The sequence below is a fragment of the Cupriavidus lacunae genome, from assembly GCF_003353055.1.
In the GTDB taxonomy this organism is placed as follows: Bacteria; Pseudomonadota; Gammaproteobacteria; order Burkholderiales; family Burkholderiaceae; genus Cupriavidus; species Cupriavidus lacunae.
Genome location: NZ_QKWJ01000111.1, coordinates 1 through 21,248, shown reverse-complemented (window position 1 = coordinate 21,248; position 21,248 = coordinate 1). Strand labels below are relative to the sequence as shown.

Genomic DNA, 21,248 nt, shown 5'->3' with positions numbered 1-21,248 from the left:
GTACGCAGTGTCTCGGTCAACGGGAACGAAGCGGCTCATCGGGATAGTCTGTCGGTTGTGCTGCCACGATTATCTGGCTGGGCATCATCGATTGGAAGGCCGGAAAGCCCGACAGACTCCTAGACGAGGGCAAAGGCCGGGACAACCTCTAAACGTATGCCTATCGCTACATTGGCCGTCTAGTATTGGGGGAGTTGCAGGACGCCGAACGCCCGGCCTGGAATCGTCCTGCATTCGCTGCGGAGGATCCATGGCCAGATTGCCGACGTCTGCCCTGGCAGCCATTGCGATGCTGCTTCTGCTTACCGCCTGTGCCTCCCGGCCGGTGAACCCGCCGATCGCCCACGCGGACCAGAGTACCGGCTACCGGTTCATCACGCGGCCCCAGTATGCGGCGGACAATGAAAACTTGGTCATCCTTGCCTTCTCGGGGGGCGGTACGCGCGCGGCGGCATTCTCATATGGCGTGCTTGAGTTCCTGCGCCATACCGAAGTCGTCGGCCCCAAGGGCAACCGGTCACGCCTGCTCGACCATGTCGGCGTCATCACCGGTGTGTCAGGCGGCAGCTTTACCGCCCTCGCCTATGGCCTGTATGGCGAACGGCTCTTTGACCTCTACGAACAGAGCTTCCTCAAACGCGACGTGCAGGGCGAGATCACGTTCCGGACGCTGAATCCGGCGTACTGGCCGTCGCTGTGGTCGAGCGGCTGGGGCCGCTCCGAGCTGGCCGCCGACCTGTATGACGAAATCCTTTTCCATGGGGCAACCTTTGGCGACCTCGACCGTGGCAAAGGCCCGTTCATCATTGCCTCGGCCACGGACATCTCGACAGGCGCGCGCCTTCCGTTCACGCAAACCACATTCGACGTGCTCTGCTCCGATCTCAATGCGCTGCGCCTGTCCCGCGCCGCCGCGGCATCGTCGGCAGTCCCCGTGGTCCTGACGCCCATCACGCTCAACAACTACGGCGGCAACTGCGGCTACGTGCCCCCTGACTGGATCAAGCCATTCGTCGACGCCGGCGACCCGCCCCGGCCGGCCGCGCGTGCAACCCGGCACCTGAAGGAAGAAGCGGAATACGGCGACAGCATCAACCGGCCCTATATCCATGTCGTGGACGGCGGCGTCTCCGACAACCTGGGCATGCGCAGCGTACTGGATTCCCTCGAGGTCCTGGAGGCCCTGCACCTGACCGGCCAGCCCACGCCCCTGGACCATATCCGCAGGATCATTGTCTTTGTCGTCAATTCGCTGTCCACGCCCCGGACGGCATGGGACAAGTCGGAGTCTGCGCCGGGTACGCTGGAGATTCTGGTGAAAGCCACCGGCGTGCCGATCGACCACTATTCCTATGAGGCGACCGAACTGTTAAAGGACAGCCAGTCCCGGTGGCAAGCCATGCGCCGGCTGCGCGAATCCAGCGCCTTTGCCGCGAACAAGGATGCCGCCGTCACGGCGGCGCTGCGCACGCCGGACGCGACCATCTATGCTATCGACGTGTCGTTTTCCCGACTCACGGACCAGGCGGAACTGGATTACCTGAACGAGCTGGCGACGTCGTTCTCCTTGCCTGCCGAAGCCGTCGACCGCCTGCGCGCCGCTGCGGGAAAGATCATCCTGGAGTCGCCCGATTTCCAGCAATTGCTGAAGGACGTGAGTGCCAGGATCGTGACAGACCAGGTGCCCGGGAATCGCTCGCCGGGGACGAATCAGTAGCCTGTCAATGATGCCCCCTGGCCTGTCGCCGGGCGCACGGGATCGATGCCGCAGCCTGCACGGCGGTGCCCATCTTCGGCATGCATAGCGCCTTGCGGAAAGGATGGCCTGCCCCACTTCCCCGGGCAGGCCAGTTTACGTGTCAGACCAGCCTGGTTTCGATGTGGATATTGCCGTGCAACGCCTTCGAGTACGGGCACGTCCGGTGCGCGGTATCGATCAGCCCCTGCGCCACCTCGCGATCGATTCCGGGGATATGGACAGTGAGGCGTGCCTGCAGGAGATAGGCGTCATCGGCCATGCCGAGATCTACCTCAGCGTCGACGGAAAGGTCGGACGGCAGCTTGATCTTCATCTTGCCGGCGGCAAGCCCGATCGCGCCGATAAAGCAGGCCGACCATCCGGCGGCGAGCAACTGCTCCGGGTTGGTGCCAGAGCCGCGGCTGCCCGGCGACGACAGCCGCAGGTTCAGTCGGCCGTCGTCGCTATGGGCCTGGCCGTCGCGGCCGCCTGCACTGGTGTGGACCTTGCCGGTGTACAGCACTTTTTCGATATGGGTCATGATGCGCTCGCTGGTTATTCAGTGACTCAGGGATTCAGGCGTAGGCGCCGTCCTGACGGGGCTCGAGGTTGCGCGCCGGATCCGCCGACACCCCCGTACGGTCCCAGCCGGCCAGGGTGTGGGCACCGTCGAAGTACGGATCGAAATTGCGTGCGCCATCGCTGTAAGGGCTGCGCGGCTCCTGTACCGAATGCGCGCCTTCGCTGAACGCATCACGCGCATCGTGCACCGTGCGGGCACCGTCGGTGTACGGGTCGCGTGCGCCCACATGGGAAGGCGCGGCGGCCTGGGCGCCGGCAGCTGCGGCAGCGAGGGCGATGACGATGGCAAAGCGCTTGGCGATGTTGTTGGACATGATTGGTTTCCTTGGTCGTTTGCGTCGGGTATTGGCCGTTCGGTCACTTCGCGGTGGCATTGCCGCCGGGCCATGGAGCGTATTTAAGGAGACCAACGTATCGCGCACGTAGCCACTCAGGGCCCGCTTTGTAAGGACGCGTATCCATTGCGGCTGCGTAATACAGACGCGTACAAGAATCCGGGGAAGAGCCGGGGAGATGCAGGGGTGACGGTCGGCGACGGTGTCCTGGACCCGCCCCCTGGATCACATCGAGACGGATTCCGCGAGGCGCCGCAGGCGGGCAGCCCGCTTGATCGCCTGCGGCGGCTCGCCGAAGATGCGCAGGAACGCGCGCCGCATGCGCTCGGGGTCACAGAAGCCGGTCTTGCTCGCAATGCGCTCGATCGTCATCCGGTCGGCCTCGACGAGGCGGCGGGCCGTGTCCGCGCGCAGCCGCTCGACCGCCCGCGCCGGGGATTGCCCCGTGCTCTGCCGGAATTCGCGGCTGAAGTGCCGTAGGCTCATGTGGGCGGCGTTGGCCAGCGTCTGCACCGACAAGTCCTTGTGCAGGTGATTCCTGGCGTAGGTCAACGCCGCCTGGATCCGGTCCGAGGTCGATTCGAGTTCCGACAGCATCGAGAACTGCGACTGCCCGCCGGCGCGGCGATGGTGCACCACGAGCTTCTTCGCCACCGATCGAGACAAGTCGGCCCCGAGGTCTTGCTCGACCAGCGCCAGTGAGAGGTCGATGCACGCCGTCATGCCGGCCGAGGTCCACACCTTGCCGTCGCGCACGAAGATGCGGTCCTCTTCGACACGCACCGAGGGAAAGCGGCGCTGCAGGTCCCTGGCAAAGTGCCAGTGCGTGGTCGCCCGGCGCTCGTGGAGGATGCCGGCGTCGGCCAGGATGAACGCCCCGGTGCAGATGCTGGCCATGCGTCGCGTGGACTCGAGCGCGCATTCAAGCAAGCGCAAGAGCCTGGGCGATGACGGCTGCAACGCGGTCGACCCCGCCACGATCAGCGTGTCGTAGGCATGTGGGTCCAGCGCGATCGTCTGGAGCGCCGCTCCGATGGAACTCCTCACCGCGCCACCGTCTTCCGAGACGACATGGATCTCGTAGGCCGGTGCCGGCACTTCGAGGTTCGCTATCTCGAACACCGAAGCAGCCGCCATATCGAGGATCTGGAAGCCGGGGAAGACGACGAAACCGATTCGGTTCATGTTGTCCTGAAAGGAGGGAAGTTCGTCATTCAGAACCGAGGCTAGAACCCTATCCTAACCCTGTCAATCCATTCACGGAGGCTGTCCAGATGCGCGCTCTCAACCACGCAAGAGGTATCGAATGAACAGCACTGCATTGGCCTGCACCGCTGCCCTGGGGCTGCTCCTGTTCACGCTTGGGCTCACCATCTCGGTCCAGCGGACGCGGCTCGGCGTGCTGAGCGGCTACGCTCCGCAGCCCGATCAGATGCTGACCAAACTGGTTCGCGCACATGGCAACACCGCCGAGTATGCGCCGTTCCTCGCGGTGCTCTTTCTGTACCTTGGCGCACAGCATCCGCCGGCCTGGCAACTCTGGTGCATGGCAGGTTCGACGGCCTGCCGCCTGCTCCTGGTGCTCGGACTGCTTGCCTGGCCCTCCATGTCGAAGCCGAATCCGGCCCGCGCCGTCGCAGCCCTGGGAACGTACGCGTTCGGGGCGGCCCTGTGCGTGGCCGTCCTCGTACGCTGACGTGCTCACGCAGCCGACGGGACACCACAGATTCACGCAACCCTTCAAGGAAATCCCATGAAGCCATTGAAGAGGCTTATCCAGGCCGCGGTCCTGGTTGCCGCAGCAAGCAGCGTTGCGTCCGCCACGGGCGCTGCGCCGGTTGCGGACGCACACAAGACCACGGTCGTGCTCGTGCACGGCGCCTTTGCCGACGGGTCCGCCTGGGACAAGGTCGTTCCCCTGCTCCAGGCCAAAGGCCTGAACGTGGTCTCGGTCCAGAACCCGCTGACCTCGCTGGCGGACGACGTGGCAGCCACGCGCCGCGCGCTCGACAGGCAGACCGGACCGGTCGTGCTCGTGGGGCACTCCTGGGGCGGCGTAGTGATCTCCGAGGCCGGCCAGCATGATCGCGTCAAGGCCCTGGTCTATGTCGCTGCGTTTGCACCGTCTGAAGGCCAGTCGGTGGCGGACCTGGCCAAGGACTACCCGACACCCGAGGGGTCCAACTTTCTTGTCGCAGACAAGGAAGGATTCTTGACAATGAGTGCCGAGGGAATGGCGAAGCACTTCGCCCAGGATGTGCCGGCGGCCCAGACCAGGATCATGGCCGTGACCCAGGGACCAGTCAGCGGAAAGGACTTCGAAGAGAAGGTCACCGTCGCCGCATGGAAGACCAGGCCATCCTGGTACGTCCTCAGCGAGCAGGATCACATGATTCAGCCCGCCCTGCAGGCGGCAATGGCGCAGAAGATCTCTGCTCACGTCGTGAAGGTGCCGACCAGCCACGTGCCGCAGTTGTCGAGGCCGAGGCAGGTTGCCGATGCCATCATCGCGGCAGCGATGGATCAGTCGAACTAGTTGCGCTGTGCAGGAAGTTCAGGTGTCACCGCAGGACGGGTTGACGGCGACCCGCTCTCCCTGGTGCCGGGCGGAATCGGATGCAATGATGATCATAATCCTATATATTGCAGAGACCTGCACGCCGTGAACCCTCCCAACCTGCCATGCGCTATCCACTCGACCAAAAGGCGGAAACCCACAAGCACATCGTCAAGGCCGCTTCGACGCAATTCCGCAAGCACGGTGTCAACGGCATCGGCGTGGCGCAGTTGATGAAGAGCGCCGGCATGACGCATGGCGGTTTCTACGCGCACTTCGAGTCCAAGGACGTCCTGATCGCCGAGGCCATCGATGCCGCCTTCGACCAGACCATGGCGTTTCTCGAGCAGGCAGCGCAAGCCGCGCCGCCCAGGCAGCGCAAGGGCGCGATCGTTGGCGCCTATCTGGACAAGAAGCACCGCGACAACCCTGGATCGGGTTGCGCGATTGCGGCGCTCGGCACGGATGTTTCGCGCCTTGACGCCAGGACGCGACGGCGCTTCGAGGCGCGGGTCGCATCGCTGATCGAACTGATCGCGGGCGGTGATGATGAGGCTTCGCGCAAGGACGCTATCGTCACGCTCGCCTCCATGGTCGGCGGCCTCGTGCTGGCACGCGCCGTCCGCTCGGAAGCGTTGTCCACGGAAATCGTGGATGCTCTCCAGTCGTTGCTGTAGCGCAATGCCCTGCGGCCGATGACCGGCCATGGCGTGCTTTCTTGCGGCTTGCGGCAAGTCCTGGGACAGGAAACGGTTAGCGCTAATATGGAGGCCTGACGACACCGCGAACCGCACTCATGACCACCTCCACCGCCCGCCCGGCCCGCCAAAGCTATCACCATGGCAATCTGCGGGAAGAAATGATCCGCTGCGGCAGGGAGATCCTGGCCGACAAGGGCGTCCACGGGCTGACGCTGCGCTCCGCAGCCAAGCTCGCGGGGGTATCCCACGGCGCGCCGCGCAACCAGTTTGCCGACAAGGAGGGCCTGCTGGCCGCGATCGCGGCCGAAGGATTCCGTGAACTGGTCGCCGTGCGCCGCGCCCGGCTCTCGTCCGAGATGACGGCCGAGGCGCGGCTGCTCACCGTAATGGATGGCTATATCGAGTTCGCCGTCAGGCATCCCGCCCTCTTCTACCTGATGTTCGGACCACAGATCGAGGACAAGGAAAGGTACCCCGAGCTGCTCGAAGCCGGCAATGCGTCATACCAGCTGCTGTCCGGCGCGGTCCGGGACTACTTCGGGGAAAACCACCTCGCCGAGCAGTTCGATGACATGATGGTGCGCTGCGCGTGGTCGGCCATGCACGGCGTCAGCATGTTCTTCAGTGCCAAGCCGACCGGACCGAGCCCGCGCCCGAAGGTCGCGCTCACGCAATGGCGGCAGAGCGTACAGCAGTTTGTGCTGACCGGCCTGCTGGCGGCAGCGAAGAAAAAGGCGGCGGGAGCCGCTTCGGATGCCGCCGCAAGCAAGCCCAGGACAAGGCCACGCAGCGCCGCGCAGACGTAGCCCTCCCCGGCAGCAGTGCTTCAGCCTCGTGGCTCGAGGGCTTCGAGGAGCGCCCGCTTCAGCATGACCCTGCCCAGCGCAAGCCGGTATGCGCCATCGGCGAAGTTGTCTTCCAGCGGGCTCACGTCGACGAACGCCGCATCGACGATGGCGTCCACCTTATCCGCGATGTCGGTGAAGTTGCCTTCCAGCAAAGCCTCGGCCGACGTTGCACGAAATGCCGCTTCAGCGACGCCGGTGATGCCGATTCGCCCCCATGCGTAGCCATCGTTGACCACGTCGATCGCGACCGCTGCGGCAGCCACCGCGTAACCTGACGAAGGATGCCGGAACTTGCGGTATGCAACCCGCGTTGCGGCTGGCAACGGCACATGGATACGCGTCAGGACCTCGTCCGGCTGCACGGCCGAAGACATGAAGCCGACAAAGAACTCATCGGCGGGAATGCGCCTTGCGCCTTGTTCACCGACTATCTCCATCTCGGCCCCGGCTGCAAGCACGACAGCAGGCCAGTCGGCCGAGGGGTCGGCGTGCACGAGCGCTCCGCCGATCGTGCCGCGGTTCCTGACCGTCGGATCGGCAATCACGCTCGCGGCAAGCGGAAACAGCGGCGCGAGCTGCTTCAGCTCCGCGCTCGCTTCGAGTTCGGCGTGCGTGGTCGCGCTGCCGATCGAGATGGCATCCTGATGGACCGCGATGCCACGCAGTTCAGGCAGGCGGCCGATATCGACCAGCAAAGCCGGCCTGGCCAGCCTCAGCTTCATCATCGGCAGCAGCGTATGGCCGCCGGCCAGGATCTTGGCATCGGGGTTCTGCGCCAGCACGGAGAGCGCCTGTTGCACACTGCCCGCCCGGACGTACTCGACTTCATAGGGAATCATGTCGCGCTCCGGCTGGTCTCGTGGATCGCACGCCAGACCTTTGGCGGCGTCAGCGGCATATCGAGATGGGATATGCCGAATGGCTTCAGGGCATCGCATACCGCCGCGACGATCGCGGGCGGCGCACCGACGCAGCCAGCCTCACCGATGCCCTTGACGCCCAGCGGGTTCGATGGCGCCGCAGAGACATGGAAGCCGGTACGCATGCGCGGTATCTGTTCGATGCGCGGGAAGCCATAGTCGAGCAGCGAACCAGAAAGCAGTTGCCCGGCCTCGTCATACTTTGCCTCTTCGAATAATGCCTGCCCGATGCCTTGCGCGATCCCGCCGTGCATCTGGCCGTGGCAAAGCATGGGATTGATCATGACGCCAACGTCATCCACCGCCACGTAGTCAAGAATCGTCACTGTACCGGTCTGCGCATCAACCTCCACGACCACTGCATGGCAACCGTTCGGCGCTCCCAGGGCGACCGGCTCATAGAAGACGCGTTCGTCCAGGCCGGCTTCAACATCCCTGGGCAGCTTGTGCGCAAGATATGCCATTCTTGCGACCTGCGCGAAGGTGACAACGGTAGGGTTGGCTGCGCTTGTGAATTGTCCATTCGCGTAGTGAACTTCCTCTTCAGGAGCCTCGAGCAGGAGACCGGCAATCCGGCGCGCCTTGGCGAGAATCTTGCTCGCCGCCATATAGGCAGCGCTTCCTCCTACCGGCATGGAGCGCGAGTTGAAGGTGCCATGGCCCGCCAGCACGCGATCGGTGTCGCCCTGGACGACATCGATATCGTCCATCGGCAGTTGCAGGACTTCCGCGACGATCTGCGCAAAGCTGGTGGCGTGGCCGTGGCCCTGGGTCATGGATCCGCTGAACAGCGTGACCTTGCCATCGGAATGCACGCGGACATGCGCGCTCTCCCAGCCGCCCCGGTCGAAGCCGACCTTTTCCAGCATCGGCGAAATGCCCATGCCGACCAGCTCGAGATAGCAGATCACGCCGATGCCGATGTACCTCCCCTGTTGGCGCAGCGTGGCCTGCTCCTCGCGCCAGCGCTGGTAGTCGATCAGCTCGGTCGCCTTGGTCAGGCAGGCCTCGTAGTCGCCGGAATCCCATTTTCCGCGCGCGCCGTCGTGCGGCTGGTAAGGAAACTGGTCCGCCCGCACCAGGTTGCGGCGGCGCAGTTCAACCGGATCGAGGTCGAGTTCCCCGGCCACCGCGTCCATCAGCCGCTCGATGATATAGGCGGCTTCCGGCCGTCCGGCGCCCCGATAGGCATCGACCGGCGTGGTGTTGGTGGTCACCAGATGAATCTCGGCGTCGACCGACGATATCTGGTAGTTCCCTGTGATGTAGTTGGCCGTATTGATGGTTGGGATGCCCGTCGCCATATTGGAGAGATAGGCGCCGAGATTGGCGAACGATCGCAACCTGATCCCAAGCACCTTGCCGTCCCTTGTGACGGGTGCTTCCACGTATTCCGTGTGCGCGCGGCCGTGCGTGGTCGCGACATGGTTCTCGCTGCGCGTCTCGGTCCAGCTGACTGGAAGGCCGAAGTGCCGGGATGCGAATGCCACCAGCACCTCCTCCGCATAGAAGTGCATCTTGGCGCCGAAGCCGCCGCCGATATCCGGCGCCACCAGCCGGATCCGGTGCTCGGGCCACCTGAGCGTCTCCGCCAGCCAACGCCGCGACATATGCGGAACCTGCGTGGGGACGATAAACGTCAGGCGCTCTTCAATGGGATCGAAATTCGCACACAGGGCCCGGGGTTCGAGCGGACTCGGAATCAGCCGCTGGTTGACCAGCCGGATCGACACGACCCGGTCGGCTTGCTTCACCGCATCCCCGTAGTTGCCGCCCTTCATCCGGAAGGTGCCAATGCGGTTGCCGGGGACGTTATCGTGGAGCTGGGGCGCTGACTCCGCCAGTGCAGCTTCCGCATCGACGACGGTCGCAAGCTCCTCGTAGTCGACCGTGACGAGCTCGGCAGCGTCTGCCGCGATCTCGCGCGTTTGTGCCACCACCATCGCCACGGCTTCCCCGGCATAGCGCACGCGGTCGGCGGCAAGCGGAGGATGGGGCGGCACCTTCGAGTTGCCCACGACCCAGTTCGGCCGGATATCGCCGACCTTGCCCTCGATGTCCGCATAGGTCAGTACGCCGATCACGCCAGGCAGGGCCAGGGCTTGAGTCGTATCGATGCCGCGTACCCTGGCGTGGGCATAGGGAGACCTCACAAAGGCCGCGAAGACCATGCCCGGAAACTGATGGTCATCGGTGAACTTGCCCCGGCCGCTCATCAGGCGCTTGTCTTCGCGGCGCCTGACCGACTTGCCAATGTACTTGGTTGCGCTATCGTTCTGTGCTTCGCTCATCTCAGGACTCCCCACAGGTGGCGGACGGCGTCTGCTGCAGCCTGGTCGAGGCAAGCAGCACAGCATCGACGATGTTCTGGTACCCGGTGCAGCGGCACAGGTTGCCGTGCAGCGCCTCCCTGACTTCGTGTTCCGAAGGCGCGGCCTGATGCGCAAGGAGCGCCCGTGCCGCAAGCAGCATCCCCGGGGTGCAGAATCCGCACTGCAGGCCATGAAGCTCGTTGAAGGCTTCCTTCAGGACGGTCGTCGCGTGGTCGTCGTCCATCCCTTCGATCGTATGCAGCTCGCACCCGTCCGTCTGGGCGGCAAGCACGGTGCACGACTTCACGGTTGTGCCGTCGATGAGCACGGTGCAGGCGCCGCACTGCGAGGTGTCGCAACCGATATGGACGCCGGTCAGGCGCTTCTGGTCCCGCAACCAATGCACCAGGAGCCGCCTCGGCTCGATTTCGGTTGTGCTGCTCACGCCATTGATAGTGTTATCTATTCTCACTGTCGCCTCTGTGTCTGCGTTCGCCCTTCCAGCCTCAGCACGCGTCACGTTTATAGTATTACGATCATCATACTAAAGGGCAAAAAAAAATTCAGCAGCGCCTTCCCTCGCCGGCCGGGACCTAGTCAGGAGAAGGTGCCAGAGGACGGCTTCCATCGCCCTCCAGACTCACCAGCTTTTCGAAGCGGGAAAAGAACTCCGCCAGGAATTTGTTCGCCACGGCGCCGACCAGCCGGGATCCGATCTGTGCCAGCTTTCCTCCCATCTGCGCTGTGGCAACGTAGTGCAGGGCGGTGCCGCCATCGACGTCTTCCAGCCGGACATCGGCACCCAGTTTGCCGAAGCCCGCGACGCCACCACTGCCGCCGCCTTCAATGTGATAACCAATGCCCTCCTGATGGCGGGAGAAGCGGGCCGTGCCCTTGAAACGGGCCTTGATCGGCCCGACGGCTGCGACGATCACCGCGTCATAGCCGCCGTCATCGACCTGCTGATATTGCTCGCATCCCGGCAAACACTGCTGGAACGTAGCCGGATCATTCAACCGCTTCCATACCTCTTCCCTGGAAGCCTTGATGACCTGTGCACCAGTGAATTCCAATTTCCATCCCTCCGGTTTCTGCCAACCCATGGCGATGGACCCGCCGCGAAGCTGCGAATGCCGCTGCGCCTCCGTCGCTCCTCATGGCCCCGACGTCAATCTAGTCAGTGTCTATATCCTAGAGAGCGTGTTGGGCACCGTCAAGAAACGGAGAGGCAGGTAAACCCGAACAATGCCCACGAGTTCTTGACGGCGCCAAGATCGCCCGCCTAGCATGTAGACAGTGGATACACTGAATGCACCCGGGAAGATCCTGAGCCAACGGCACGGGCAATGCGCCTGACATGTTCATCGTTGCCGCCTGTTCGTTCATTCCCAATGGTCGATGCATGACCTGATGTATCCACTGTCTATATGTGTGGCCTGACAGACCCATGGCGTCTGCATCCATCAATTCCAAAGGAGAACCCATGTCTCGCGCAGTAATCGTTTCGTACGCCCGTACCCCCATCGGCAAGGCCAGCCGTGGCGCATTCAACATGACCCATGGGGCGACCATGGCCGGCCATGTCATCCAGCACGCCGTCCAGCGCGCGGGAATCGACGGCGGGGAAGTCGAAGACATTATCTTTGGCTGCGGCCAACCCATCGCCGCCACCGGTGGCAACGTTGCCCGCGCAGGCGGCATCCGCGCTGGCCTGCCTGTGTCCGTGAGCGGCACCACGCTGACGCGCTTCTGCGCGTCCGGGCTGCAGGCGGTCGCCTTTGCCGCGCAACGCGTCCTGATCGACAAGGTGCCGGTGATGGTGGCGGGTGGTGTCGAATCCATCAGCCTGTCGCAGCCGGTCACGCTGAAGGTTGCCCAGCAAGAGGCCTGGCTGGCAAAGAATCGGCCCGATGTCTATCTGCACATGATCGATACCGCCGAGATCCTGGCCAAGCGCTATGACATGTCGCGCGAGCGCGCCGACGAGTTCTCGGTGCGTAGCCAGCAGCTCACCGTCGCAGCCCAGAAGGCAGGCCGTTTCGCTGACGAGATTGTTCCGCTCGCATCGCTCAAGTCGGTGACGAACAAGGACACCGGCGAGACTTCCATGGTCGAGTTTCTGCTCGAAGCCGACGAAGGTGTTCGTGCCGACACCACGCTGGAAAAGCTGCGTGTGCTGCCCGCCGTGAAGGGCGAGGGTTACCAGGTAACGGCCGGCAATTCGAGCCAGTTGTCCGACGGCGCCGCTGCGCTGGTGGTGATGTCTGAGCGCGAGGCGGAACGGCGCGGTCTCGAACCCCTGGGGTACTTCGTGAGCCTGGCCACCGCGGGCGTGGAACCTGACGAAATGGGTGTCGGACCGGTCCGTGCGGTCCCGCGCCTGCTGGAGCGCAACGAGCTCTCCATCGACGACATCGACCTGTGGGAGCTCAACGAGGCGTTTGGCTGCCAGGCGCTGTATTGCATCGACCAGCTGGGCTTGCCGCTGGAGCGCGTCAATGTCAACGGCGGCGCCATCGCCATCGGACATCCGTATGGCATGACGGGCGCGCGCCAGGTCGGCCACATCCTGCTCGAGGGGCGTCGCCGCAAGGCCAAGTATGGCGTCGTGACCATGTGCGCCGCCGGCGGCATGGGCGCGGCAGGGCTGTTCGAGTTCATTCACTAAAAGACGTCGAAAAGACAGGAGACACCAGATGAGCAACATCACCGAGTACGAAACCGTCTTTGTGGACCGGGATGGCCCGTGCGCCGTCGTCACCATGAACCGGCTGGAAAAGTACAACGCACTCAACACGACACTGCGCAGCGATCTCTACGCGGCCTTGTCCTCGCTGATAGCCGACCGGACCGTTCGCGGCATCGTCCTCTGGGGCGGTACCAAGGCGTTCGTCGCCGGGGGCGACATTCCCGAAATGCTCGCGCGCCGCCCGATAGAGGCTTTCGTCCCGACCAGCGGCGCGCCCGACCTGTGGGCGCTGATTCACCACAGCACCATCCCCGTGATCGCCGCCATTGCAGGCCCGTGCTTTGGCGGCGGCCTGGAGCTGGCCATGGCGTGCGACCTGCGCGTCGCCGCGGACAACGCCTTGCTCGGACAGACCGAAACCAACGTGGGCCTGATTCCGGGGCGCGGTGGTACCCAGCGCCTGACCCGGCTGGTCGGGGCGACACGCGCCAAGGAAATGATCTTCACCGGCGAAATCATCAAGCCGGACGAGGCCTACCGCATCGGGCTCGTCAACAAGGTGGTGCCGGCCAGCCAGGTGCTGGAGGAAGCGAAGGCCTATGTGCAACGCATTGCCGAGAAATCGCCGCACTCCATTGCCATGGCCAAGCTGATGATCAACAACGGCCAGGACGCAACGCTCGATACCGCGCTGATGCTGGAGCAGCTTGCCTTTGCCACGCTGTTCAGCACTGACGATATGCATGAAGGCGGTGAAGCGTTCCTGAACAAGCGCCGTCCGGTCTACCAGGGAACCTGATCATGACCCAGCTCAACACGCAAACGCCGGCCAGCCCGGGCCGGGTCGATCCGTACCAGCCGCGGCTGAAGGTAACGACGCTCGCCGATATCAGGCATTTCGAGCAGACGCCGCTTGCCGAACGTCAGCTGCCCGACAGCACCTACGAGTTGCTGCGCCTGGCGCGCGACCGCGCGCCGGAGGCACCCGCCCTGCACTATTTCGCCTCCGGAGACGAGCTGGGCAAGGCGGTCACCATCACCCATGCGCAGCTGTTCGGGCGCATCACGCAGACCGCCAACCTGCTGCACTCGCTGGGCCTCGGACCGCATGATGTCATCGGGGTCCTGATGCCGGTGACACCGGAGTCGCAGTACGCGCTCTGGGGCAGCGAGGCAACGGGCATTGCCTGCCCGGTCAACTGGATGCTTGAGCCGGAGATTATCGCGGCGCTGCTGCGCAATGCCGGCGCCAGGGCGGTGATCGCCTATGGCCCCGACGCGGATATCGAGGCCTGGAACAAGGCCATGCTGGTGCGGCGCGAGCTGCCCGAGGTCCGCCACTGGATCAAGGCCGGCGGCGGCACGGCGAGCGAGGAAGGGGTTATCGACCTCGACGCCGGGATCTCCCGCTTCCAGGACGCGGCGCTCGACAGCAGGCGAGTCTTCTCGCGGCACGATACCGCCTCGATGTTCCATACCGGCGGCACCACCGGCACGCCCAAGCTCGCGCTCCACACCCATGGCAACGAGGTCGCCATGGCCTGGGTGAGCGCGATGCAGATCGACGTCCAGCCAGACGACGTGCGCGTCTGCGGCGTGCCGATGTTCCATGTCACGGGCGTACTCACCAATTGCCTGATGCCGCTGGCGCGTGGCGCATCGGTCGTGCTGCTGACGTCCAGTGGCTGGCGCGATCCGTCCGTCATCCGCAATCTCTGGCAGATCGTCGACCACTTCGGGGTCACCGCGCTGGGCATGGTGCCAAGCGTGGTGAACATGGCCCTGAACATTCCGATCGGGGACGCCGACATCAGCTCTCTCAAGGCCGCGAGCTGCGGCACGGCGCCGCTGTCGGTGGCCGTCGCCGAGGCGTTCGAGCACAAGACCGGGGCGAAGATCTTTGAGGGCTACGGCCTGACCGAAGGTACAGCGCTGAGCGCAACCAACCCCCGCTATGGCGAGCGGCGCATCGGTTCCATCGGCCTGCCCATGGCCTACCAGGAGATGAAGGTCGTCAAGGCTGCCAGTGGGCGCATCCAGCGCGACTGTGGGCCGGGTGAGCCCGGCATTGTAGTGGTGCGCGGCCCCAACATCTTCGCCGGCTACCTGAACCCGGAGCAGAACAAGAGCATCTGGTTCGAGGGCGGCTGGTTCAATACCGGCGACCTGGGCTATGTGGACGACGATGGCTACTTCTGGCTCACCGGCCGGGCCAAGGACCTGATCATCCGCGGAGGCAACAATATCGATCCACGCATGATCGAAGAGGCGCTGTATCGGCACCCCGAGGTATTCGATGCCGCCGCCGTCGGCCTGCCCGATGCACATGCCGGGGAGCTGCCGGTCGCATACATCGCGCTCAAGCCGGGCAGCACCTACCCGATCGGCCGCATCAAGCACTACGCCTATGAGGTGATCCCGGAACGCGCCGCCGTGCCCAAGCAGTTCTACGTGGTCGATGCCATCCCGAAGACGGCCGTCGGCAAGATCCAGAAGAACACGTTGCGCAGTGACGCCGTATTGCGGGCGCAGCGGCAGATGCTTGCCGAGGTCAAGGCGGACATACCGGTTCCGCTTGTCGATATCCGCATCGAGGATCGCGGGGACCAGGGCATCCTGTCCACGCTGGTGCTGCCCGCCACCCTGAGCCACGAGCAAAGGGAGGTCGCGGTAGCCACCATCGGCAAGGCGTTCACGACGCTGACGATCAAGTACGCGGTGGTCTACGAGTAGCCCGTTCCCAAAAAATGAAGCCTCGCCAGAGGCAGTGCGAGCCGCATGCCGGCAGCGCCTCATGCCCGGTGTGCCCGGCATGCCGGCTCGCAGCATCCATCAAGGAGACAACCATGACCATCCAGCTTTCGCGCCGGCGCCTGTTGCAGGCTGCCTGCGGCGCCGCGCCGGCACTTCTCGCCCCGTCCTGGCTGCGGGCGCAAGCGCCCTATCCGAGCAAGCCGATTGTCGTCAAGGTCGCATTTCCCGCCGGCGGCCCCGCAGACGAATCGATCCGCGCGGCAGCCGTGGTGATGAAGCGCAGCCTGGGGCAGAACGTCATTGCCGACAACCTTCCCGGCGCAAGCGGCTCGATCTGCGCGATGAACGTGCTGCGCAGCGCCAGCGATGGCTACACCTTGCTGGGCACGACCGGCATCGACTTCCTGGTCGCGCCGCTCACCATTGCGTCGGCGAGGTATTCGCCGGAGAAGTTCAGGCTGGCGGGCTTCACCGGGATATCGGACTTCATCCTGGTCTCGAATCCCTCGTTGTCTTTCAAGAACGTCGACGAGGTCATTGCTTACGCCAAGAACCCGAAGAACCGCCCACTGTCGCTGGCACACTGGGGCCCCGGCTCGGCGCCCCACCTGGTAGGCGCCGACTTCCAGGCCCGTACCGGCGTGCGCTTCCTGGAAGTGCCATACAAAGGCGCGGCCCCGGTCACCACCGACATCGCCGGTGCACAGGTAGACCTGACCTTCATTCCCATGGGGGGCCCGACTTACGGCATGATCAAGGCCGGCCGCTTCAAGCCGATCGGGGTTGCCAGCAAGGCCCGGCATCCGTCGTTGCCCGATGTGCCCGCACTGTCCGAAAACAAGCCCCTGGCCGATTTCGAATACAGCCAGTGGGCAGGCGTGCTGGCCCCGCCGGATACACCGGACGCCGTGACGGCACGCGTGGTGGAGGCCATGAACGCCTGGGTGGCCAGCCCCGAAAACCGCACCCGCCGCAGCGTCAACCTTCAGCGCGCGATCGAGCCGATGACGATGGCACAGGCGCAAGCCTTCCTGAACAGCGAACACGCCAAACTGACCCGCATCGCGAAAAGCCTGAGGCTGGCCGGGCAATAGAGGCTGCCGGGGCCTCCCGGGGCCTGCTGGAGGCCCCGGCGGCAAGGCGGTCAGCCAGCTGCGCCGCGGCGCAGGCCGACAAAATCGGCGGGCCGTTTCCCCAGGAATGCAGCAATGCCTTCGGCGGCTTCGGCACCGCCCTGGGCCACGGCCATGGCGATCCGCTCGGCTTCGAGCTGGTCGTCGAGCGTGCGCTCATGGGCATGCCGGCACAGCGCCTTGATCGACCCCATGGCCTGCCGGGGCCCTTGCGCAAGGCGTGCCGCCAGCGCAATCGCCGCCGCGCCGGCCTGTCCCGCTTCCACCAGCTGGTTGACGACCCCGAAGTGCTGCAGCTGCTCTGCCGTGATGCGATCGCCGGTCAACGCCAGCTGCGTCAGCAACTGCCGCGGCAGGCTCTGCGCCAGCAGGCCCGTAATGCCGCCGTCCGGTGTCAGCCCCACCTTCACATAGGCGATCGAGAAGGCAGCACCGGCGGATGCCACCAACAGGTCGCAGGCCAATGCCAGCGAGAAGCCCGCGCCCGCCGCCCCGCCTTCGACCGCTGCCACGATCGGCTTGGGATAGTCGCGCAGCTTGCACACCACGTCGTGCAGGTGACCCAGCCGCTCGATGCGCTCCTCGTAGGTCAGTTCCCGACGCATGCTGATCAGTTCCAGGTCGCCGCCCGCACAGAAATAGCTGTCTGCACCGGTCAGTACGATCGCGCCGATATCCGGATTGTCCGCGGCAGCGGCCAGCGCGGCGCGGATATTGTCATAGAGGTCGGCCGCGATGGCGTTGCGCTTGCCGGGGTTGTTGATGGTGAGGACCAGCACGTGGCCTTCCGTGTGCTGGAGCAAAGAGGAGAAGGTGGTCATGTCGTGAAGTCTTTCAGTGAGGCAAGGTCTGGTCAGCCAGCAGCCTGTTGCGCAGCGCGCTGGCCCTGATAGACCTGCAGATGGCAATAGGCCATGCGGCTCAACGGGAGATCGCGCCCGCGTTCGGCAGCACGATCGATGAGATCGCCGACGATGGCGTCGGCTTCGATGCGTGGGGCGCCCTGGGCAATATCCCGCATCATCGAGGCTGCCCAGGTCGAGGAACTGTCCAGCAGGCGGCCCTGCATGGCATCGGCAACGGGCTCCGGGATGGCGTGGCCGCATAGCTGGGCCACCGTCAGGCACTCCGCCATTGCGTCAAGCATCAGGCGACGACCGTCCTGCGTCTTCATGATGTCCGCCACGGTTCCTCGCATCAGGCATGTCATGACCGCGCCCGCGGCGATCATGGCCCACTTGTTCCAGAGCTCCTGCGCGATCGCGCCCGATAGCTCGCGCGTGCCCGCTGCCCTGGATACCAGCGCATGGAAGTCCGCCGCGAGCGCCGACGTCTGCGCGGCGCGTGGCCCGACCACCAGCCGGTCCACGCGGCCGGCGTGCAGGACGGTTCCGTCCGTGGCCAGCATTGTCGCGATGTACGAGACCCCGCCCAGCACGCGCTCCCTGCCAAAGCGATGGTCGAGCCGGTCATAGGCGCCCAGGCCATTGAGCAGGGGCAATACTGCAGTGCCGCTGCCGACTGCCGGGCTGATCGCTGTAATCGCATCGTCAATGTCGTAGGCCTTGCAGGCCAGCAGGACGAGGTCATACTGCGCATCGACCTCGCCCGCCAGCACCGTACTTACCGGGCGATGGAAATCGCCAAGCTCACTGCGCACCACCAGGCCATGGCGCTCCAGCGCCTGCGCGCGGCCGGGCCGCACGAGGAACGTGACATCCGCGCCCGCTTCGATCAGTCGCGCGCCGTAGTAGCCACCCATGGCGCCGGCACCGAGTACCAATATCTTCATGGTGCCTCCGTCTTGGCGTTGCCGGCGGAACGGCACTGCACGACCAGATTGACGACGCCGGCCTGCACGGCTTCGTCATGCTGGTTGAAGGTTGTGATGCGCACCTTCACGATGCCTTGATCGGGACGCGACTTCGACGTCCGCACCTCCAGGATATCGCTCTCGACATGCAACACATCGCCGGGCCGCACTGGCTTGGGCCAACGCAGCTCCTCGAAGCCCGCCCCGATGATGCCGCCCGCGGGCCGGAGTTCGCCGTCGACCAGCAGGCGCATGGTCAGCGCCGCCGTGTGCCAGCCGCTCGCGGCCAGGCCGCGGAACAGGGTGTCGCGCGCAGTCGCTTCATCGAGGTGGAAAGGCTGCGGGTCGAACTCGGCAGCGAAGGATTTGATCCTGTCCGTCTCGACGGTCAGCCGTCCCGAACCATATTTCTGGCCCGGCGCCAGGTCCTCGATGTATTGAGTGGTCATGCTTGTTCCTCCAGAGTTCTTCACGCTGCATTCACGGACCAGCGCGCCTGGTTGCAAGATGCGCAAGATGCCCGCAGACGGATCAGGCCAGCGCCTCGAGCGCCAGCGCAATGCCTTGACCGCCGCCGATGCACAGCGTGACGATGCCGCGCCGGATGCCATCCGCGCGCATGGCATGCAGCAGGCGCGTCGTCAGCACCGCGCCGGTCGCTCCGATCGGATGGCCGTGCGCAATGGCGCCACCGTCGACATTGATGATGTCGTGAGGCAGGCCAAGCTCAGCGGCCACTGCCAGGGGAACCGCGGCAAAGGCCTCATTGATCTCGATGCGTTCAATGTCGCCCAGTTGCCAGCCGGCGCGCTGCAGCGCCTGCCGCACCGCCGGCACGGGCCCAAGCCCGAACAGGCCGGGCTCCACCGCGCCCACCCCATAGGCCACCAGACGCGCCATCGGCGCCAGCCCCTTGCCTTCGGCCAGCGAACGTTCGGCAACGATCATGGCCGCCGCCCCGCTGTTCAGCCCCGGTGCATTGCCGGCCGTGATGGTGCCGTCCGGGCGAAACGCCGGCTTGAGGCGGCTGAGCGTATCGAAGCTGGTATCGGGCCGGTTGGCTTCGTCCACCTCGAACAGGGTCGTACCGCCCTTCCCCTTGACCGGCACCCCGGCGATCTGGCCGGCGAAGCGCCCCTTGGCCTGTGCCAGCGCGAAGTTGTGCTGCGAACGTTCGGCCCAGCGATCCTGCGCCTCGCGGCTGAGCGCATAGCGCGCGGCAAGGTCCTCGGTATGCCAGCCGGAGTGCTGGCCGGAGAAAGCGTCGTGCAGTCCGTCGTACAGCATGCTGTCATGCAGCACTGAATCGCCCATGCGTTGGCCCCAACGGCCGGAGGGCATCAGGTATGGCGCACGGTCCATGTTCTCCATGCCGCCAGCAATGGCGATGTCGACATAACCCAGCCTCACCTCGTCCGCTGCCGTTGCAATGGCCTGCGCCCCCGAGCCGCATACGCGGTTGACGGTCATCGCGGGAACCGAAACCGGCAGGCCCGCCCCGATGGCAGCCTGCCGGGCCGGGTTCATCCGGTTGCCTGCCTGGATCACATTGCCGAACACCACGCTGCCAACCTGGCCGGGATCGATTCCCGCGGCCTGCACCGATGCCCGGATCACCGCGGAACCGAGCTCCGTCGCCGGGATGGATTTCAATGAACCGTTATAGGCGCCGATGGCGGTTCGCAACGGCTGGCACAGCACGACATCTCTTGCATTCATCTCAAACTCCATGACAAAACACAGCATCAATCCGTCGCACGCGCGTCAGGCGACGCGCCGTGCGGAATTGGCCTGGTGGCCGGGTCCTGGACCCTGCAGCGGGCATTGGCGGCACGGGCTCCGGGAGGGTTCGGGTCAGGCCTCGGCCGAGCGGCCCAGCCGCCGCTGTACGCCGTCGCTGGCCGCCGGGCCGGGAACGATGTGGTAATCGGGGCCGGTGACGGGGCGGCCGCTGGCGGCATCGACCAGCACCGGCTCGACGCGCGCGCCGGTGTGCCGGTCGGCCAACTGCACGCTTTCACCTTCAGGCGCGAGATGCTTGTTGCCCCACGCCAGCATGGCCAGCAGCACCTGACGAAAGTCGCGCCCGCGCTCGGTCAGGAGGTACTCAGAGCGCGGCGGCCGGTCGCAGTACTGGCGCCGCTCGAGCATGCCCTCCTCCACCAGCGAGTTCAGGCGGCGGGTCAGCATATTGGGCGCGATGTCCAGGTTCTGCTGGAACGCATCGAAGCGCGTCACGCCGTAGAACGCTTCGCGCAGGATCAGCACGCTCCAGCTGTCGGCCACGCGGGCCGCGGTGCGGGCGATCGGGCACGGAGTTTCACCAAGCGGCTTTCTCTGCATGATGGGTCTCCTCGGAAAATGGACTTGCTATCAATATGATAGTTAGTCTAGAGCAGTCCCTATCATCACGCAAGCTGGATGTTAAGGCTGCGCTGAGCCCGGCTGGCCTTGCAGGTATCGGACAGCACCATACGAGATTTCGTAGACAGCGGTAAGTGGCGAATCCGGGCACGTGATACAGCGCATGTATTGATCGACATACCGAAAGTATTTTCCGGATCGCCTCCNGGGATGGATCTGGAAGCCGAGGGCAGTCGCGCGGCGCCGTAGCGCGGCGATGCTGCGCTCGCGCTGCTGTTCTTCATAGCGCTGTTGGCCCTGGTCGACGAAGGCCTCGCCGCGGGTCAGCATGAAGTAGACCATGCGCGCGAGCTTGTGCGCGACGGCGGTATTGGCACGCGGCTTGTCCATGCGGGCACACAGGCGGCGATAGAAGGCGCCGAGCGCCGAGTCGTTGCGCGACAGGCTCATGGCCGCCAGCTTGAGCGCCTGGCGCACCCGGTTGGTGGAGCGCCGGGTGCGC

21 protein-coding genes and 1 pseudogene are annotated in these 21,248 nt (G+C 65.0%); 9 read left to right on the top strand and 13 right to left on the bottom strand.

The window, feature by feature from the left end:
- Positions 1–250 precede the first annotated feature (250 nt).
- Positions 251–1,717 carry a patatin-like phospholipase family protein gene (locus DN412_RS38645; protein ID WP_115216366.1) on the top strand — a complete coding sequence of 489 codons (1,467 nt, stop codon included), beginning with the start codon at positions 251–253 and terminating at the stop codon, positions 1,715–1,717.
- A 142-nt stretch (positions 1,718–1,859) separates the two neighbouring features.
- Here the strand turns inward: DN412_RS38645 and DN412_RS38640 are convergent, their stop codons facing one another.
- The 3 genes from DN412_RS38640 to DN412_RS38630 form a co-directional block, all read right to left on the bottom strand.
- Positions 1,860–2,279, bottom strand: a complete 420-nt coding sequence (locus DN412_RS38640; RefSeq protein WP_115216365.1) for an organic hydroperoxide resistance protein — start codon at positions 2,277–2,279, stop codon at positions 1,860–1,862.
- 34 nt (positions 2,280–2,313) lie between these two features.
- Positions 2,314–2,634 carry a hydroxyquinol 1,2-dioxygenase gene (locus DN412_RS38635; protein ID WP_115216364.1) on the bottom strand — a complete coding sequence of 107 codons (321 nt, stop codon included), beginning with the start codon at positions 2,632–2,634 and terminating at the stop codon, positions 2,314–2,316.
- Between the two features lie 246 nt (positions 2,635–2,880).
- Positions 2,881–3,840, bottom strand: coding sequence for a GlxA family transcriptional regulator (locus DN412_RS38630; RefSeq protein ID WP_115216363.1), 960 nt, complete (start codon positions 3,838–3,840; stop codon positions 2,881–2,883).
- A 121-nt stretch (positions 3,841–3,961) separates the two neighbouring features.
- Here DN412_RS38630 and DN412_RS38625 point away from each other — a divergent pair, with 121 nt between their 5' ends.
- From DN412_RS38625 to DN412_RS38610, 4 genes are all read left to right on the top strand, one after another.
- The gene (locus DN412_RS38625) at positions 3,962–4,351 is read left to right on the top strand and encodes an MAPEG family protein (RefSeq protein WP_115216362.1); all 390 of its coding nucleotides are present in this window, start codon (positions 3,962–3,964) and stop codon (positions 4,349–4,351) included.
- A gap of 57 nt (positions 4,352–4,408) precedes the next feature.
- Complete coding sequence (locus DN412_RS38620) at positions 4,409–5,191, top strand: alpha/beta fold hydrolase (protein WP_208647746.1); 783 nt, start codon at positions 4,409–4,411, stop codon at positions 5,189–5,191.
- 146 nt (positions 5,192–5,337) lie between these two features.
- A complete protein-coding gene (locus DN412_RS38615) occupies positions 5,338–5,889 on the top strand; it encodes a TetR/AcrR family transcriptional regulator (protein WP_115216361.1) in 552 nt (183 codons plus the stop codon).
- A gap of 119 nt (positions 5,890–6,008) precedes the next feature.
- Positions 6,009–6,719: a TetR/AcrR family transcriptional regulator gene (locus DN412_RS38610; RefSeq protein ID WP_115216360.1), complete on the top strand. Its 711-nt coding sequence runs from the start codon at positions 6,009–6,011 to the stop codon at positions 6,717–6,719.
- Positions 6,720–6,739: 20 nt separating this feature from the next.
- On the opposite strand, the gene DN412_RS38605 is transcribed toward DN412_RS38610, so the two are convergent.
- From DN412_RS38605 to DN412_RS38590, 4 genes are all read right to left on the bottom strand, one after another.
- Positions 6,740–7,600 carry an FAD binding domain-containing protein gene (locus DN412_RS38605; protein ID WP_115216359.1) on the bottom strand — a complete coding sequence of 287 codons (861 nt, stop codon included), beginning with the start codon at positions 7,598–7,600 and terminating at the stop codon, positions 6,740–6,742.
- On the bottom strand, positions 7,597–9,972 hold the full coding sequence (locus DN412_RS38600) for a xanthine dehydrogenase family protein molybdopterin-binding subunit (RefSeq protein WP_115216358.1): 2,376 nt from the start codon (positions 9,970–9,972) through the stop codon (positions 7,597–7,599). The genes DN412_RS38605 and DN412_RS38600 overlap by 4 nt, the downstream gene beginning before the upstream one ends.
- A 1-nt stretch (position 9,973) precedes the next feature.
- Positions 9,974–10,465, bottom strand: coding sequence for a (2Fe-2S)-binding protein (locus tag DN412_RS38595; protein ID WP_115216357.1), 492 nt, complete (start codon positions 10,463–10,465; stop codon positions 9,974–9,976).
- A gap of 121 nt (positions 10,466–10,586) precedes the next feature.
- On the bottom strand, positions 10,587–11,066 hold the full coding sequence (locus DN412_RS38590) for an SRPBCC family protein (RefSeq protein ID WP_115216356.1): 480 nt from the start codon (positions 11,064–11,066) through the stop codon (positions 10,587–10,589).
- 410 nt (positions 11,067–11,476) lie between these two features.
- Here DN412_RS38590 and DN412_RS38585 point away from each other — a divergent pair, with 410 nt between their 5' ends.
- The 4 genes from DN412_RS38585 to DN412_RS38570 all read left to right on the top strand — a co-directional run bounded on the left by DN412_RS38585 (position 11,477) and on the right by DN412_RS38570 (position 16,530).
- Positions 11,477–12,661 carry an acetyl-CoA C-acyltransferase gene (locus DN412_RS38585; protein ID WP_115216355.1) on the top strand — a complete coding sequence of 395 codons (1,185 nt, stop codon included), beginning with the start codon at positions 11,477–11,479 and terminating at the stop codon, positions 12,659–12,661.
- Between the two features lie 28 nt (positions 12,662–12,689).
- On the top strand, positions 12,690–13,481 hold the full coding sequence (locus DN412_RS38580) for an enoyl-CoA hydratase/isomerase family protein (RefSeq protein WP_115216354.1): 792 nt from the start codon (positions 12,690–12,692) through the stop codon (positions 13,479–13,481).
- Positions 13,482–13,483: 2 nt separating this feature from the next.
- Complete coding sequence (locus tag DN412_RS38575) at positions 13,484–15,415, top strand: acyl-CoA synthetase (protein ID WP_115216353.1); 1,932 nt, start codon at positions 13,484–13,486, stop codon at positions 15,413–15,415.
- 113 nt (positions 15,416–15,528) lie between these two features.
- On the top strand, positions 15,529–16,530 hold the full coding sequence (locus DN412_RS38570) for a Bug family tripartite tricarboxylate transporter substrate binding protein (RefSeq protein ID WP_115216352.1): 1,002 nt from the start codon (positions 15,529–15,531) through the stop codon (positions 16,528–16,530).
- Between the two features lie 50 nt (positions 16,531–16,580).
- Here DN412_RS38570 and DN412_RS38565 read toward each other — a convergent pair whose 3' ends face one another.
- The 6 genes and pseudogenes from DN412_RS38565 to DN412_RS38540 form a co-directional block, all read right to left on the bottom strand.
- Positions 16,581–17,390: an oxepin-CoA hydrolase, alternative type gene (locus DN412_RS38565; protein ID WP_115216351.1), complete on the bottom strand. Its 810-nt coding sequence runs from the start codon at positions 17,388–17,390 to the stop codon at positions 16,581–16,583.
- A 32-nt stretch (positions 17,391–17,422) separates the two neighbouring features.
- Positions 17,423–18,361 carry a 2-dehydropantoate 2-reductase gene (locus tag DN412_RS38560; RefSeq protein WP_115216350.1) on the bottom strand — a complete coding sequence of 313 codons (939 nt, stop codon included), beginning with the start codon at positions 18,359–18,361 and terminating at the stop codon, positions 17,423–17,425.
- A complete protein-coding gene (locus DN412_RS38555) occupies positions 18,358–18,831 on the bottom strand; it encodes a MaoC family dehydratase (protein ID WP_115216349.1) in 474 nt (157 codons plus the stop codon). The genes DN412_RS38560 and DN412_RS38555 overlap by 4 nt, the downstream gene beginning before the upstream one ends.
- 82 nt (positions 18,832–18,913) lie before the next feature.
- On the bottom strand, positions 18,914–20,101 hold the full coding sequence (locus DN412_RS38550) for a thiolase family protein (protein ID WP_115216348.1): 1,188 nt from the start codon (positions 20,099–20,101) through the stop codon (positions 18,914–18,916).
- 135 nt (positions 20,102–20,236) lie between these two features.
- On the bottom strand, positions 20,237–20,725 hold the full coding sequence (locus tag DN412_RS38545; protein WP_115216347.1) for a winged helix-turn-helix transcriptional regulator: 489 nt from the start codon (positions 20,723–20,725) through the stop codon (positions 20,237–20,239).
- A gap of 228 nt (positions 20,726–20,953) precedes the next feature.
- A pseudogene (locus DN412_RS38540) lies at positions 20,954–21,248 on the bottom strand (IS110 family transposase); the annotation flags it as partial.

What these genes read in the sequence shown, in the direction of transcription:
- DN412_RS38645 (WP_115216366.1), top strand. Translation starts at nt 251, where the DNA reads ATGGCCAGATTGCCGACGTCTGCCCTGGCAGCCATTGCGATGCTGCTT.
- DN412_RS38640 (WP_115216365.1), bottom strand. Translation starts at nt 2,279, where the DNA reads ATGACCCATATCGAAAAAGTGCTGTACACCGGCAAGGTCCACACCAGT.
- DN412_RS38635 (WP_115216364.1), bottom strand. Translation starts at nt 2,634, where the DNA reads ATGTCCAACAACATCGCCAAGCGCTTTGCCATCGTCATCGCCCTCGCT.
- DN412_RS38630 (WP_115216363.1), bottom strand. Translation starts at nt 3,840, where the DNA reads ATGAACCGAATCGGTTTCGTCGTCTTCCCCGGCTTCCAGATCCTCGAT.
- DN412_RS38625 (WP_115216362.1), top strand. Translation starts at nt 3,962, where the DNA reads ATGAACAGCACTGCATTGGCCTGCACCGCTGCCCTGGGGCTGCTCCTG.
- DN412_RS38620 (WP_208647746.1), top strand. Translation starts at nt 4,409, where the DNA reads ATGAAGCCATTGAAGAGGCTTATCCAGGCCGCGGTCCTGGTTGCCGCA.
- DN412_RS38615 (WP_115216361.1), top strand. Translation starts at nt 5,338, where the DNA reads ATGCGCTATCCACTCGACCAAAAGGCGGAAACCCACAAGCACATCGTC.
- DN412_RS38610 (WP_115216360.1), top strand. Translation starts at nt 6,009, where the DNA reads ATGACCACCTCCACCGCCCGCCCGGCCCGCCAAAGCTATCACCATGGC.
- DN412_RS38605 (WP_115216359.1), bottom strand. Translation starts at nt 7,600, where the DNA reads ATGATTCCCTATGAAGTCGAGTACGTCCGGGCGGGCAGTGTGCAACAG.
- DN412_RS38600 (WP_115216358.1), bottom strand. Translation starts at nt 9,972, where the DNA reads ATGAGCGAAGCACAGAACGATAGCGCAACCAAGTACATTGGCAAGTCG.
- DN412_RS38585 (WP_115216355.1), top strand. Translation starts at nt 11,477, where the DNA reads ATGTCTCGCGCAGTAATCGTTTCGTACGCCCGTACCCCCATCGGCAAG.
- DN412_RS38580 (WP_115216354.1), top strand. Translation starts at nt 12,690, where the DNA reads ATGAGCAACATCACCGAGTACGAAACCGTCTTTGTGGACCGGGATGGC.
- DN412_RS38575 (WP_115216353.1), top strand. Translation starts at nt 13,484, where the DNA reads ATGACCCAGCTCAACACGCAAACGCCGGCCAGCCCGGGCCGGGTCGAT.
- DN412_RS38570 (WP_115216352.1), top strand. Translation starts at nt 15,529, where the DNA reads ATGACCATCCAGCTTTCGCGCCGGCGCCTGTTGCAGGCTGCCTGCGGC.
- DN412_RS38565 (WP_115216351.1), bottom strand. Translation starts at nt 17,390, where the DNA reads ATGACCACCTTCTCCTCTTTGCTCCAGCACACGGAAGGCCACGTGCTG.
- DN412_RS38560 (WP_115216350.1), bottom strand. Translation starts at nt 18,361, where the DNA reads ATGAAGATATTGGTACTCGGTGCCGGCGCCATGGGTGGCTACTACGGC.
- DN412_RS38555 (WP_115216349.1), bottom strand. Translation starts at nt 18,831, where the DNA reads ATGACCACTCAATACATCGAGGACCTGGCGCCGGGCCAGAAATATGGT.
- DN412_RS38550 (WP_115216348.1), bottom strand. Translation starts at nt 20,101, where the DNA reads ATGAATGCAAGAGATGTCGTGCTGTGCCAGCCGTTGCGAACCGCCATC.
- DN412_RS38545 (WP_115216347.1), bottom strand. Translation starts at nt 20,725, where the DNA reads ATGCAGAGAAAGCCGCTTGGTGAAACTCCGTGCCCGATCGCCCGCACC.